Consider the following 14,012-nt stretch of genomic DNA (forward strand, 5'->3'; position numbering starts at 1 on the left):
GTCAGTCTCCCAGGATGATGTGACCGTCATCGACCCGGACCGGGTAGACGCTGATCGGGGGCTGGCCGGACTGGGAACACCCGGTGGAGAGGTCCCATGCGTACAGGTGCAACGGGCAGACGACAACCTTGTTGTCGATCTGTCCATCCGCGAGCGGGCCGCCCTTGTGGGGGCAGACCGCCGACACCGCGCGCAGGGAGCCGTCGCGGAGGCGGAAGACGGCGATCATGTCGGTTCCGACGGCGTAGGTGCGACCTTCGCCGAACGGAATCTCGTCGATGGGGCCGAGGACGGTCTTTTCAATGGCGAGAGTCATGAGCGCACCGGAACCTGGGGGAGAACGGTCAGGGGAAGAGAGGTACGGAACTGGCCGGGAGTGGCCGGGACGGCCCGCTCCTTCCAGGGGTCCTTGTAGGCCTGCACGGCCTCTTCGATCGCGGCGTCCAAGGCTTCGGCGATGCCCTCGGCGTCGTCCACGACGACCGCCCGGACCTTCTCGATGCCGACCCGGGGCACCCAGGCGTAGGTGCGCTCCAGCCAGTTCGCGTTCTCGCGGTAGTACTGGAGGAACCGGCCGGTCAGGCGGATGACCTCTTCGGGCGAGTCGACCGTGGCGAGCAGGTCGCCCTTGCGGATGTGGGCGCCGGCGGCGCCGCCGACGTAGATCTCCCACTTGCCGCCGTCGATCGCGACGACACCCAGATCCTTGACGTACGCCTCAGCACAGTTCCGTGGGCATCCGGTGACCGCCAGCTTCATCTTCCCGGGGCCTTCCAGACCCTGGAACCGCTCTTCGATCGCGATGCCGAGCGCCGTGGAGTCTCCGACACCGAATCGGCAGAAGTCGGAGCCGACGCAGGTCTTCACCGTGCGGAAGCTCTTCGCGTAGGCGTACCCGGACGGGATGTCCAGGTCGGCCCACATGGCCGGCAGCTGCTCCTTCGGGATGCCGAGGAGGTCGATGCGCTGGCCGCCGGTGAGCTTCACCATCGGCACGTTGTACTTCTCGGCGACCTCGGCGATCCGCTTGAGCTCGGCGGGGGTGGTGACGCCGCCCTTCATCTGCGGGACCACCGAGAAGGTGCCGTCCTTCTGGATGTTGCCGTGCACCCGGTCGTTGATGAACCGGGCGTCGCGCTCGTCGACGTACTGGTCCGCCCACATCATCTTGAGCAGCGAGGCGAGGCCCATCTTGCTCTTGGCGTCGTGCTCGCCGCCGGGGACCAGCTTGTCGAAGACCGAGGAGACGCTCTTCAGCTCGTACTTGCGGATCGCGGCCATCAGCTCGGGCTTCGGCATCGGGACGCCCGGGACGTACCAGGACGCGGCCGGGTCCTCCTCGGCCTCGCCGCCGGCGGCCCATTCGACGATCCGCTGCACGAGCGGCTTGCAGGTGCCGCAGCCCTTGCCGGCGCGGGTCTTGTCCATGACGCCGGAGACGGTCTTGCAGCCGGCGTTGACGACGCCGCAGATGGCGCCCTTGCTGACGCCGTTGCAGTTGCAGACCTGCGCGTCGTCCGGCATGTCCTCGGGCTTGACCTCGCCGGCCGGGCCGCCGATGTCGAACAGCATCTCGGCGCGCTCGTCCGGCAGCGCCTGCGCCCGGTCGAACGCCTGGATCAGGCTGGCGGCCTTGCTGTTGTCGCCTACCAGGATCGCGCCGGCGAGCGCGCCGTCCCGGATGATCAGCTGCTTGTAGATGCCCTTCTTGGGCTCGTTGTAGATGATGACCTCGTCGTCGTCGGTCTCCGGGGCGATCAGGCCCATCGAGGCGACGTCGATGCCGGCGACCTTGAGCTTGGTGGAGAGCTTCGAGCCCTCGTACGCCGCCGTGGTGTCCCGCCCGGTGATGTGGTCGGCGAGCACCTTCGCCTGGTCCCACAGCGGCGCGACCAGGCCGTACAGGTTGCCGCGGTGCTGGGCGCACTCACCCACCGAGTAGACGTCCTGCTCGCCCTGGACCCGCATCTGGTCGTCGACGACGATGCCGCGCTCGACCGGCAGGCCGCTGTCGGCGACCATCTGGGTGTTCGGCCGGATGCCGGCGGCGATCACCACGACGTCGCAGGGGATCACCGTGCCGTCGGCCAGCTTGACGCCCTCGACCCTGTCCTTGCCGAGGATCTCGGTGGTCATCGCGTTGGTGACGACCTTGATGCCGAGCTTGTTCTCGACGCTGGCCTGCAGCATGTGGCCGGCCTTCTCGTCGAGCTGCCGCTCCATCAGGTGGCCCATGGCGTGCAGCAGGGTCACGTCGCTGAGGTGGTTCTGCAGGCCGCGGGCCGCCTCCAGGCCGAGCAGGCCGCCGCCGATGACGACGGCGCGCTCGTGGTCCCGGGCGTAGCGGATCATGCCGCGCGTGTCGTCGAGCGTGCGGAACGCGAAGACGCCCTGGTGGAAGCCGCGCTTCGGGTTGTGGATGCCCTTGATCGGCGGGGTCCACGAGCTGGAGCCGGTGGCGATGATCAGCTTGTCGTACGGGGTCCGCGTCCCGTCCTCCGCGATCACCTCCTTCTTCGCCCGGTCGATCTTCTCGATCTTGACCCCGGCGTTGAGGGTGATGCCGTTGTCGGCGTACCAGCTCAGGTCGTTCAGGTAGATCCCGGCCTCGTCCTCCACCCCGGCGAGCAGGTTGGACAGCATGATCCGGTTGTAGTTGCCGTACGGCTCGTCACCGAACATCGTGATGGTGAAGTCGCCGTTGCGGGCGAGGATCTCCTCGACCGTGCGGGCGCCCGCCATACCGTTGCCGATGACAACCAGCTTCTGAGTCATCAGTTCTCCAAACGTTCCGGCGCACGCGAGATCGCGATCGCGCAGGCCTTGAAAGCGGGCATCTTGGAGTGCGGGTCCAGTGCCGGGTTGGTCAGGGCGTTGGCTCCGGGCCAGTGGAACGGCGCGAACACCGTGTCCGGGCGGATGCCGTCACTGAGCCGGGCGCGCAACGTCGCGGCGCCTCGGCGGCTTCGGAGTTCGACCAGGTCGCCGTCGGCGATGCCGTGGCGGCGGGCCAGGTCGGGGTGGATCTCGGCGCGCGGTTCGGGCAGCGCCACGGTGAGCGCCCGTACCCGCCGGGTCTGTGTGCCGGACTGGTACTGCTGCATGTTGCGGCCGGTCGTCAGCACGTACGGGAAGGTGGTGTCCGGGACCTCGGCCGGATCGCGGTGATCGACCCGGATGAACCGGGCCCGGCCGGAGGCGGTGGGGAAGCCGTCGGCGAACAGCCGCGGCGTGCCGGGGTGCTCCTCGGACGGGCACGGCCAGAAGACACCCTGCTCGGCCTCGATCCGCTCGTAGCTGATCCCGGCGTAGTCGGCGATCCCGCCGGCGCTGGCCCGGCGCAGCTCCTCGAACACCGCGCGGGGCTCGTCGGAGAAGAACTCGCCGCGGCCGAGCAGTCCGGCCAGGTCGTTGAGCACCGTCAGGTCGCTCTTGACCATCGGCGGCGGCGGCAGCGCCATCCTCCGGCGGATGACCCGGCCTTCGAGGTTGGTCATGGTGCCCTCCTCCTCCGCCCACTGGGCGGTCGGGAGGACGACGTCGGCGAGCTCCGCGGTCTCCGACCGGAAGATGTCCGAGACGACCAGGAAGTCGAGCTGCTTCAGCTTGGCGACGACGTTGCCGCTGTGCGGCGCCGACACCACGATGTTGCTGGCCAGGATCCAGAGGGCCCGGACCCCGCCGTCGGCGCCGAGAGCATTGATCATTTCGTACGCCGAGACGCCCGGCTTCGGGAGATCGTCCGGGGAGATCCCCCAGACCGCCGCGACATGAGCGCGCGCGGCCGGGTCGTCGAGCCGGCGGTACCCGGGCAGCTGGTCGGCCTTCTGACCGTGCTCCCGGCCGCCCTGCCCGTTGCCCTGGCCGGTGATCGTCCCGTACCCGGCGAAGGGTTTCCCCACCAGCCCGAGCGCGAGGGCCAGATTCAGCCACGCCTGCGCGGTGTTCGTGCCGTTGCTGTGCTGCTCCGCGCCCCGGGCGGTGAGGATCATGCTCGGGCCCTCAGTGGCGAGCAGCCGCACGGTCTCCCGTAGCTGCGCCTCCGGGACGCCGGTCATCCGCTCGACCCGCTCCGGCCAGTACGCGTTCGCCGCTGTCTTGACGGCCTCGAAACCCTCGGTCCGCTCCTTGACGTACGCCTCGTCGACGTATCCCTCGCGGATCGCGATGTGCAGCATCCCGTTCGCCAGGGCCAGGTCGGTGCCGGGCAGCGGCTGCAGGTGCAGGTGCGCGCCGTTGGCGGTGCTGGTGCGGCGCGGGTCGACCACGATGTGCTTCGCGCCGTTGGACCGGCCGGTGTCCAGGTACTGCATCGACGGCGGCATCGCGTCGGCCGGGTTCGCGCCGACCAGCAGCACGGTCCGCGCCTCGGCCACGTCGGCGAGCGGGAACGGCAGGCCACGGTCGATCCCGAGCGCCCGGTTGGCGGCGGTGGCCGCGCTGGACATGCAGAACCTGCCGTTGTAGTCGATCGCCGACGAGCGCAGCGCGACCCGCACGAACTTGCCGAGCGCGTACGCCTTCTCGTTGGTCAGGCCGCCCCCGCCGAAACATCCGACGCTGTCCGGGCCGTACTGCTCCTGGCTGTTCCGGATCGCCGTGACGATCCGTTCGTACGCCTCCTCCCAGGACGCCTCCCGCAAGGGGGACTCCCGGTTGCCGGGCTCTTTGCGCACCAGCGGCGTCAGCAGCCGGTCCGTGTGGTCCAGCAGGTCCGCCGCGGTGAAGCCCTTGGCGCACAGGCCGCCCCGGTTCACCGGGAACTCGGCCGGCTCGAGCCGAACACCCGGCATCCCCGGTCGCAGCGGGATCTCGGGCGTCAGCGTCATTCCGCACTGCAGTGCGCAGTACGGGCAATGCGTCTGGGTCGCCGTCACGCCATGAATGTTTTACGGCTGCCGTTAACCCTTACGACGCCTCCCGGTGACGCTGTTGTACAGGAATCCCTACAACCGGTCCGCCACGCTTGTGACTACAAAGCGCTACGGACCGTTGTGAGGTTTGCGCTACCGAACCGACTCAGTCGCGCCGTTCGCCCAGCAGGATCCGGCCGTCCTCGACCCACACCGGGTAGGTCCGCAGCGCCGGGTGACCGGACTTCGAGCACCCGGTGGCCAGGTCCCAGGCGTTCAGGTGCAGGGGGCAGACCACGATCTCGTCGTCGATCTGGCCGTCGGCGAGCGGGCCGCCGCGGTGCGGGCAGACCGCCGACACCGCCCGCAGCGCGCCGTCCCGCAGCCGGAACACCGCGATCATGTCGTCGCCGACGGCGTAGGTCCGGCCCTCCCCGGGCGGGATGTCGTCGACGCCGCCGAGGTCGGTCTGAGAAATGGCGATGGTCATGAGCGCACCGGAACCTTCGGGAGAACGGTCAGGGGAAGAGAGGTACGGAACTGGCCGGGCGTGGCCGGCTCGGCCCGCTCCGCCCAGGGGTCCTGGTAGGAGCGCACCGCTTCGTCGATCGCGGCGTCCAGGGCGGCGGCGTCGTCGGCGAGGGCCCGGCGGATCGTCTCGACGCCGATCCGGGGCACGAAGGCGTACGTGCGCTCCAGCCAGTTCGCGTTCTCGCGGTAGTACTGCAGGAACCGGCCGGTCAGGCGGATCACCTCGTCGGCCGAGTCCACGGTGGCGAGCAGGTCGCCCTTGCGGATGTGGGCGCCGGCCGCGCCGCCGACGTAGATCTCCCACTTCCCGCCGCCGATCGCCACCACACCGACGTCCTTGCAGTAGGCCTCGGCGCAGTTCCGCGGGCACCCGGTCACCGCCATCTTGATCTTGCCGGGCGCCTCCAGACCCTGGTAACGCTCCTCCAGGGCGATACCGAGCTGGGTGGAGTCGCCGAGGCCGAACCGGCAGAACTCCGAGCCGACACACGTCTTCACCGTGCGGAAACTCTTCGCGTACGCGTACCCCGACGGCATGTCCAGGTCCGCCCACATCGCCGGCAGTTGCTCCTTCGGCACGCCGAGCAGGTCGATGCGCTGGCCGCCGGTCAGCTTCACCATCGGCACGTCGTACTTGTCGGCCACGTCGGCGATCCGGCGCAGCTGGGCCGCCGAGGTGACGCCACCCTTCATCTGCGGGACCACCGAGAAGGTGCCGTCCTTCTGGATGTTGCCGTGCACCCGGTCGTTGATGAACCGGGCGTCCCGCTCGTCCACGTACTGATCGGCCCACATCATCTTGAGCAGCGAGGCCAGGCCCATCTTGCTCCTGGCGTCCTCGTGACCGCCCGGCGCCAGCTTCGCGAACACCGACGAGACGCTGCGCAGCCCGTACTTACGGATCGCGGCCATCAGCTCCGGCTTCGGCATCGGGACGCCGGGCACGTACCAGGACGCTCGAGGGTCCTCCTCGACGTGGCCGCCCGCCGCCCACTCGACGATCCGCTGCACGAGGGGCTTGCAGGAGCCGCAGCCCCGCCCGGCCCGCGTCTTGTCCATCACCCCGGTCATCGTCGTACAGCCGTCATGTACGGCTGTGCAGATGTCGCCCTTGGTGACCCCGTTGCAGTTGCAGACCTGGGTGTCGTCGGGCATGTCGGCGGGCGACTCCTCCTCGGCCGGCCCGTTCAGGTCGAAGATCAGCTCGGAACGGTTCTCCGGCAGCAACTCGCCCCGGTCGAACGCCCGGATCAGGCTCGCGGCCTTGCCGTTGTCGCCGACCAGCATGGCGCCGGCCAGCACACCGTCCCGGACGATCAGCTTCTTGTAGAGGCCGCGGGCCGGCTCGGCATAGACGATCACCTCGTCGTCGGCGCTCTCCGGCTCCTTGCGGCCCATCGCGGCCACGTCCACACCGGCGACCTTCAGCTTCGTGGAGACCTTCGAGCCGGTGTACGCGGCCGCCGGGTCCCGCCCGGTGAGGTGGTCGGCGAGCACCTTCGCCTGCTCGAACAGCGGGGCGACCAGGCCGTACAGCTCGCCCCGGTGCTCGGCGCACTCCCCCACCGCGTAGACGTCGTCCTCACCGCTCACCAGCATCCGGTCGTCGACCACGATCCCGCGCCCGACCGGCAGGCCGCTGCTGACCGCGACGTCGGTGTTCGGCTGGATGCCGGCGGCCAGGACGACCAGGTCGGCGTCGAGGACGGCGCCGTTCGCCAGCCGTACCCCGGTGACCTTCTCCTCGCCGAGGACCTCGGCGATCCGCGCGTTCAGCCGCACCTCGACGCCGAGGCGGCCCTCGACGCTGTCCTTGAGCATCGCGCCGGCCCGCTCGTCGAGCTGCACGTTCATCAGGTGGCCCAGGGCGTCCAGGACGGTCACGTGGCCGAGGTGGTTCTGCAGCCCGCGGGCTGCCTCCAGGCCGAGCAGGCCCCCGCCGATCACCACGGCGCGCTCGTGCTCACGGGCGTACCGGATCATGCCGCGGGTGTCGTCGAGGGTGCGGAACGCGAAGACGCCCCGGCGGTAGCCGCCCCCGGCGACGGTCATCCCCGGCACCGGCGGCGTCCAGCAGTGGCTGCCGGTCGCGATGATCAGCTTGTCGTACGGGGTGACCGACCCGTCCGCCGCGTGCACCGTCCGCGCCACCCGGTCGATGCGGTCCACCCGGACCCCGGCGTGCAGGGTGATGCCGTGCCGGGCGTACCAGCCCAGCTCGTTGAGGAAGATCCCGGACTCGTCCTCCACCCCGGCCAGCAGGTTGGACAGCTGGATCCGGTTGTAGTTGCCGTACGGCTCGTCACCGAACATCGTGATGTCGAAGTCGCCGTCACGGTCGAGGATCTCCTCGACGGTGCGGGCCCCCGCCATGCCGTTGCCGATGACGACCAGTCGCTGCCTGCTCACGGCCGGGCTCCCTCTTCGTCAGGTTCTCCGGGGCCGCGCCGTCCCGCGCCGCCACCGGTTACCTGTCCGATCCTCCGGGATCCACCGGGCCATGATCAGTGCGTCATGGGACCGTCCGCTGGGACCTTCGGCCCCTTGCCCCGGGACCTCGCGAACCTCAGACGGTGGCGAGCCGCAGGGCGTCGAAGCGGTCGAGCACCAGGTCGGCGACCGCCGGGTCGGCGCACAGCGGCGGGGTCACCACGTCCGCGCCCGCCGTGTGCAGGGTGCGGTAGAACAGTCCCTCGGCCAGCAGGTACGCGGCGACCGCGACGGTCCGGGCGCCCTCGGCCCGCAGGCGTGCCACCACGTCGGCGACCCGTGGCCCGCTGCCCGCGGTGTACCCGAGCTCGACCCGGCCGGGCAGTTCCGCGGCGACCTGCCGGATGCCCTCGACCCACAGCGGGTCCGACGATCCGGCGGAGGCGAGCACCACGGCGTCCGCCCCGGCCGGCAGGGCGCGGCGCAGGCTCCCGGTGAACACCGGGTCCGGCCCGAGCGGCGCGCTGACCGGGAAATCGGTGCCGGCCACCGCCTCCGCGATGTCGACCCGCACGTGATACCCGCAGGACAGCAGCAGCGGGACGACGACGGCGGCCCGCTGCTCCGCCACGACGCCGGCCACGATGTCGGCGACCTTGGGCTCCTGCACGTCGACGTAGCAGAGCCGGACGTCGAGTCCCGGCCGGCGGCGGGCCGCGGCGGCGGCCAGCTCCTGGATCTGGCGGCGGCCGGCCGCGGAGCGGGTGCCGTGGGCGACGGCGATCAGGGTGGTGTTCTCACTCACGGGACATCTCCTCCGACAGTGGTGCGCGACAAGGATCGGCCCGGCTTCGCATCAGGCTCATTCGTCTTTCCGTACGGCCAGGGCCGCCACCGGCTTCCCTCCGGGTGACGATCCCGGCCGCGGGTCTGGTCCCCCCGCCGGCCCGGCATGGACATCGGGCGCTCGGCGGATCCGGCCTCGTCGCCGGCCGTGACGCCTCGACCGCCCGGCTTGTCACGGGCTGCGGCGAAGCGTCCGGTCACTGCTCCATCCTGCGGGACCCGTGGATCTCACGGTCCCTGCCAGGGTGCTCTTCCTGCCGGTCCACCCGGCCCTGTCGATACTGCCGGTCCTGCTTTTCCGGCTGATGTTGCCCGTGTTGCGGTTCCGGTCCCAGTGTTTCGCCCCGGGCCGCCCCGATCTCAGGTCTCCCCGGTCCCAGGTCTCCCCGATCTCAGGTCTCCCCGATCTCAGGTCTCCCCGATCTCAGGTCTCCCCGATCTCAGGCCGCCTCGTCGACGCGGAGCCGGTAACCGCGTTTGATCACGGTCTCGATGTGCTTGCCGGAGCCGAGCGCCGCGCGCAGCCGGGCCACCGCCACGTCGACCGCGTGCCCGTCGTTGCCCCGGGGCAGCGCCGCCGCCAGCTGGTCCTTGGAGACGACCGCGCCGGGCTTGCGGGCCAGCGCCGACAGGATCGCCATCGCCGCCGGGGCGAGCGCGTGCGGGACCGCATCGATCAGGACGGCGTGGCCCCGTACCTCCAAGGTCGTGCCGGCGACCTGAAGCCGGACCGCCCGCCGGGGCAGCTCGTCGGTGACCGTCTTGATCAGGGCGCCGAGACGGTACCGGTCGGGCATCACCACCTCGATGCCGCGGTCGATCAGCGGCGCCGCCGTGACCGGGCCGACGCACGCGGCGAGCGTGCCGCCGTTGAACGCCGCCCCGACGTCCGCCCCCGCCTCCTCGGCGACCTGCAGAAACGCCTTGACCGCCGGTGCGCTGGTGAACGTCACCGCGTCGATCTGGCCGCCCGCGACCTGCTCGGCCAGCCGCCGCACCGGCGCGGTGTCGGGCGGCATCGCCCACCGGTACACCGGGACCTCGACGACCGCCGCGCCCGCCGTCCGCAGCGCCTTCACGAACTCGGTCTGCGGCTCCCCGTGCTCCTGCACGACGATCCGCTTGCCGGCCACGCCCTCGCTGAGCAGCCGCTCCAGCACCTCCTCGGAGGCCTCGGTCTTCGCCGCCCAGTCCTCGGTCAGCCCGGCCGCGCGGATCGCCCCGCACGGTTTCGGGCCGCGGGCGATGATCCGCGCGTTCCGCAGCGACTCACGCAGCGTCTCGGCCATCCCCCAGCCCTCGGCCGCCTCCAGCCAGCCCCGGAAACCGAATCCGGTGGTGGCCACCACGATGTGCGGCTCCAAGCCGATGCAGGCCGCCGTCGCCGCGTGCAGTGCCTCGTCGTCGATCAGCGGGATGATCGTGATCGCGGATGCGCTGATCACTCTCGCCCCGCGCCGCTCCAGCAACGCCGCCATCTCGCTCCGGCGTCGTTCCGCGGTCACCGCCACGGTGAAGCCGGCCAGTGCACCCTCGATCATCCGGTCCCCATCCTGTGCCGCCGTCCGGTGCAAGAGTCCTAAGGCCTGGTTTCGGGACCACCAAGTGAATGTTTCCGTCAGAATAACGGCCGATCACTTGGCTTCGAGCACCCCTTGTGAGCAGTTGATCATGAACCGGTGACATCGTCCGGGCGCTCGAACAGCGAACCCTCCACACCGAGGATCCGCCGCACCTCCATGATCAGATGGAACGCCGCGATCCGCCCGTCCAGCAGCCCGATCCGGTAGTCGGCACCGACCTCGGCGTCCGCAGCGATCTGCGGGTCCCGGTATCCGGCCGCCCCGTCCACCCGGCCCGCGTTGTAGGCCACCAGAGCGTCGTCCATCTGTCTTCTCTCCCCCGGCGTCACCGCGTTCTCGCTGCCTGGCGCGGAACGTCGCGACAATCTCGCACACCGTGAGACCTCCCTTCACCGTCCGATGGTCTCGATCCGGGCGGACCGTCCGGGCCGGCTCCTCCGCCTGCCGTCCCGGGAACACCGGCAACCTCGCCGAAACCGTTCCGCACCCTGCGATGTACGTCACCCCACACCGGCGGATACTCGTCCGGTGACAGCCGGTATCGACGAGGTTCGACGAGTTCTGCAGGGCACGAGGCTCCGCGGTCTGCCGGTCGGCGAGTTCCCCGGTGACTGCCTCGTCGTCAGCGGCGTGGAGCCGGCCGAGGTCCTGACCGCGTGGCGGGCCGCCCGTGCGGTCATGCCGGCGACCGGGCGGCGGCCGATCCTCCTGAGCGCCGAGCCGCACGTCTTCGACGGTTTCCCGTCGGCGCGCGGCGAGGCGGAGGACGCGCTCCTGGACCGGCAGGCCCGGACCGTCGACCCGTGGCCGGCGCCCGGGACGGCGTGGTGGGACATCACGATCCCGGTGGACGAGATCTGCCTGTACGTGCGCGACCTCCCCGGCGCCGGCCTGCTGGACGAGGCCGAGGCGTGGGCCGCCACCGACGGCACGGTCACGGTCCGGGCCCTCAACCGCTTCCTCTTCGATCGGGTACGCACCGACCCGTACCTCCTCGGCCTGGTCCCCCACGACGACCGTCTCACCGGCGACTGGCACGAACCGGAGGCGGTACGGCTGATCCTGCTGCCGTTCACCGAACCGCACCTGGTCGCCGGCCGTGGCAGTGGCGCCAGCGGTGCGAGGCCGAACTGGTCGCCTGCTGGGACACCATGCTGCAGTTCGCCGTCGGCCACCGCCCCAACTCCGCCGACGACGCCTGGGACCTGGCCGTCCCGATCAAGCACCTGGCCGCGAACCTGGAGATGGACCTGTGGGAGATCGCCCTCGCGGTGACCCGCGGCGACACCTGGTTCCTGCACAACCGCCCGTGAGCCCGGGCGCTTGAACCGGCTGGCTACGGTGGCGCGGTGCCGCTGCCCGCCATGACCCGCGAGAGACTGCCGTGGATCACCGGGATCGTCCTGTTCACGCTGTACGCGGCGTGGTCGGTGTCGCTGCACCGGCGGCACGAGACGACCGGTTTCGACCTGGGCATCTTCGAGCAGGCCGTCCGCGGGTACGCCGGGTTCGGCCCACCGGTCGCCGACCTCAAGGCGCCGGGGTTCAACCTGCTCGGCGACCACTTCCATCCGATCCTGGCCACGCTCGCCCCGCTGTACCGGCTGTTCCCCGGCCCGGTCACGCTGCTGGTCGCGCAGGCCGCGCTGATCGCCGTGTCGGCGCTCCCGGTGACCCGGCTCGCCATCGGAGTCACCGGGCCGGCCCGCGGGGTCGCCGCCGGCGCCGCGTACGGGTTGTCGTGGGGGCTGCAGGCCGCCGCCGACTTCGACTTCCACGAGGTGGCGTTCGCGGTGCCGCTGCTCGCGTTCAGCCTGGTCGCGCTCGCCGAGGGGCGCTGGCGGGCCGCGGTCTGCTGGGCGCTCCCGCTGCTGCTGGTGAAGGAGGACCTGCCGGCCACGGTCGCCGCGATCGGCCTGGTGCTGGCCCTGCGCGGCCGGCGCCGGGCGGGTGCGGCCCTCGCCGTGACCGCGGTCGCCGCCGGCGTCCTGATCATCACCGTCGTCATCCCGGCGTTCAACCCCGCCGAGACGTACGCCTACACGGCGAGCACCGCAGCCGACGGCCAGAACCCGTTCCACCGCCTGTTCACGCCGCTGGAGAAGTGGCGGACCGTCCTGCTGCTGCTCGCGCCGGTGTGCCTGGTGGCCGTACGATCGCCGCTGCTCCTGATCGCCCTCCCGACCCTGCTGTGGCGGTTCTGGTCGACCAACGGGTTCTACTGGGGCACCGGCTTCCAGTACAGCGCCGTGCTGATGCCGATCGTCTTCGTCGCCGCCCTCGACGCCCTCCCCAAGCTGCCCCGCCTGTCCCGTCTCGTCCCCGCCGCCATGGCCGGGATCGCCGTCGCCGCGACCGTCCTGGCCCCGCTGCCGCTCCGCGGCCTGGCCCACCCCGCCACCTGGCGCGCCGACCCGTCAGTGACCTCGGCGAACCGGCTGCTGGCGATGATCCCGGACGGCGCGACGGTGGCCGCCGACAACCGTCTCGCCCCGCAACTGACCGCCCGCTGCACCGTCTATCTCTTCCCCGGCCACCCGGGCGGTGGCATCCACCCGGACTGGGTCGTCTACACCGAGCCGTACCACCTGAGCATGGCCACCGAGGAGACCGTGGACGCCGCGCTGGCGAGGCTGCGCGCCGATTACGTCACGGCCGGGCAGTCCGCCGGGACCACGCTGCTGCGCCGCCGCTCCTGACCGCGGTCACCGCTCGGCCGGCACGGCCAGCAGGTAGTCGTCGGCGGCCGCGTCCCACTCCAGGGCCACCGCGCCGCCGGCCGCCGCCGCCTTGCAGAACTGCAGGAAGCTGCGGTACCCGAGCTTCTTCTCACTGAACTCCGGGGCCGCCTTGCGCACCTGGTTCTTCAACCCGGACAGCGCCACCGGCCCGTCCCGCTCGGCCAGGTCCCGGACCGTCGAGCGGAGCAGGTCGAAAGCGATCTCCCGGTCGCCGCGCTCCGGCAGGGTGATCTCCGGATCACCCTTGGCGGACCGCTCGGACAGCTCGACCACGGACTTCCCGGCGAGGTGGCGCAGCAGCTCGCCGAAGGCCCGGAAACCGAACTCGGCCTCGTTGAACGTCGGGTCCTTGCGCAGCAGCGTCCGTTTCAGGGTGGAGGCGTTGACCGGCCCGCTCGAACTCGCCTGCAGACCAGCGACGGTCTGCGCGACCAGCACCGCGAGCGAGTCCAGGTCGCCGCCCTCCGGCTCCGGCTCGGCGGCGACTGGCTCCGGGACGACCGGCTCGGGGGCGCTCTGCCGGACCCGGCGCCCCCGCGGGACCGGGATCTCGACACCCTCCAGCCGGTCGTAGAAGAGGAACTCGTCGCACGCCGGCGGCAGCAGCGCCGACGTCGACTTCTCCACGCCGACGCCGATCACGCGTTTGTTCAGCTCGCGCAGCTTGTGGACGAGCGGGGTGAAGTCGCTGTCGCCGGTGCAGAGGACGAACGTCGTCACGTACTCCCGCTCGAAGGCCAGCACCAGCGCGTCCACCGCCATCTTGATATCGGCGGCGTTCTTGCGGGACGCGCCCATCCGCTGCGGGATGTCGATCAGCTCGACGTGCGAGCGGGTGAGCATGCGCCGGTCCTCGTCGAAGTACGACCAGTCGGCGTACGCCCGGCGGACCACCACCCGGCCCCGCTCGGCCAGCGCGTCCACGACCGGCCGCAGGTCGAAGGCGGTCCCGAGATTGTCGCGGGCGCCGATCGCCAGGTTCTCGTAGTCCAGGAACAGGGCGATACGTTCTTCCAGATCCACGAGTG

The 14,012-nt window shown here is 71.0% G+C and carries 11 protein-coding genes; 2 read left to right on the forward strand and 9 right to left on the reverse strand.

Going from position 1 to position 14,012, the window contains the following annotated elements:
• Position 1: 1 nt before the first annotated feature.
• The 8 genes from ACZ3II_RS26965 to ACZ3II_RS27000 all read right to left on the reverse strand — a co-directional run bounded on the left by ACZ3II_RS26965 (position 2) and on the right by ACZ3II_RS27000 (position 10,548).
• On the reverse strand, positions 2 to 316 hold the full coding sequence (locus ACZ3II_RS26965) for a Rieske (2Fe-2S) protein (RefSeq protein WP_465520526.1): 315 nt from the start codon (positions 314 to 316) through the stop codon (positions 2 to 4).
• Complete coding sequence (gene nirB, locus ACZ3II_RS26970; protein WP_465520527.1) at positions 313 to 2,775, reverse strand: nitrite reductase large subunit NirB; 2,463 nt, start codon at positions 2,773 to 2,775, stop codon at positions 313 to 315. Before nirB (ACZ3II_RS26970) ends, ACZ3II_RS26965 begins: the two co-directional genes overlap by 4 nt.
• Entirely contained in the window at positions 2,775 to 4,877 is a 2,103-nt protein-coding gene (locus ACZ3II_RS26975) for a molybdopterin oxidoreductase family protein (RefSeq protein WP_465520528.1), read from the reverse strand. The genes nirB (ACZ3II_RS26970) and ACZ3II_RS26975 overlap by 1 nt, the downstream gene beginning before the upstream one ends.
• A 142-nt stretch (positions 4,878 to 5,019) precedes the next feature.
• On the reverse strand, positions 5,020 to 5,343 hold the full coding sequence (locus ACZ3II_RS26980) for a Rieske (2Fe-2S) protein (RefSeq protein ID WP_465520529.1): 324 nt from the start codon (positions 5,341 to 5,343) through the stop codon (positions 5,020 to 5,022).
• Entirely contained in the window at positions 5,340 to 7,793 is a 2,454-nt protein-coding gene (gene nirB / locus ACZ3II_RS26985) for a nitrite reductase large subunit NirB (protein ID WP_465520530.1), read from the reverse strand. The genes ACZ3II_RS26980 and nirB (ACZ3II_RS26985) overlap by 4 nt, the downstream gene beginning before the upstream one ends.
• Before the next feature lie 157 nt (positions 7,794 to 7,950).
• Positions 7,951 to 8,619 (reverse strand): sirohydrochlorin chelatase, encoded by a 669-nt coding sequence (locus ACZ3II_RS26990; RefSeq protein ID WP_465520531.1) that lies wholly within the window; start codon positions 8,617 to 8,619, stop codon positions 7,951 to 7,953.
• A gap of 481 nt (positions 8,620 to 9,100) precedes the next feature.
• The gene (locus ACZ3II_RS26995; RefSeq protein ID WP_465520532.1) at positions 9,101 to 10,201 is read right to left on the reverse strand and encodes a uroporphyrinogen-III synthase; all 1,101 of its coding nucleotides are present in this window, start codon (positions 10,199 to 10,201) and stop codon (positions 9,101 to 9,103) included.
• Between the two features lie 128 nt (positions 10,202 to 10,329).
• The gene (locus tag ACZ3II_RS27000; protein WP_465520533.1) at positions 10,330 to 10,548 is read right to left on the reverse strand and encodes a hypothetical protein; all 219 of its coding nucleotides are present in this window, start codon (positions 10,546 to 10,548) and stop codon (positions 10,330 to 10,332) included.
• Between the two features lie 223 nt (positions 10,549 to 10,771).
• On the opposite strand from ACZ3II_RS27000, the gene ACZ3II_RS27005 reads away from it, so the two are divergent.
• Complete coding sequence (locus ACZ3II_RS27005; RefSeq protein ID WP_465520534.1) at positions 10,772 to 11,518, forward strand: hypothetical protein; 747 nt, start codon at positions 10,772 to 10,774, stop codon at positions 11,516 to 11,518.
• A 74-nt stretch (positions 11,519 to 11,592) separates the two neighbouring features.
• Complete coding sequence (locus ACZ3II_RS27010) at positions 11,593 to 12,942, forward strand: DUF2079 domain-containing protein (protein ID WP_465520535.1); 1,350 nt, start codon at positions 11,593 to 11,595, stop codon at positions 12,940 to 12,942.
• Positions 12,943 to 12,948: 6 nt separating this feature from the next.
• On the opposite strand, the gene ACZ3II_RS27015 is transcribed toward ACZ3II_RS27010, so the two are convergent.
• A complete protein-coding gene (locus ACZ3II_RS27015; RefSeq protein ID WP_465520536.1) occupies positions 12,949 to 14,007 on the reverse strand; it encodes an NYN domain-containing protein in 1,059 nt (352 codons plus the stop codon).
• Positions 14,008 to 14,012 lie beyond the last annotated feature (5 nt).

The sequence above is a fragment of the Actinoplanes sp. NPDC019969 genome, assembly GCF_055562375.1.

What these genes read in the sequence shown, in the direction of transcription:
- ACZ3II_RS26980 (WP_465520529.1), bottom strand. Translation starts at nt 5,343, where the DNA reads ATGACCATCGCCATTTCTCAGACCGACCTCGGCGGCGTCGACGACATC.
- ACZ3II_RS26995 (WP_465520532.1), bottom strand. Translation starts at nt 10,201, where the DNA reads ATGATCGAGGGTGCACTGGCCGGCTTCACCGTGGCGGTGACCGCGGAA.
- ACZ3II_RS26965 (WP_465520526.1), bottom strand. Translation starts at nt 316, where the DNA reads ATGACTCTCGCCATTGAAAAGACCGTCCTCGGCCCCATCGACGAGATT.
- nirB (WP_465520527.1), bottom strand. Translation starts at nt 2,775, where the DNA reads ATGACTCAGAAGCTGGTTGTCATCGGCAACGGTATGGCGGGCGCCCGC.
- ACZ3II_RS27000 (WP_465520533.1), bottom strand. Translation starts at nt 10,548, where the DNA reads ATGGACGACGCTCTGGTGGCCTACAACGCGGGCCGGGTGGACGGGGCG.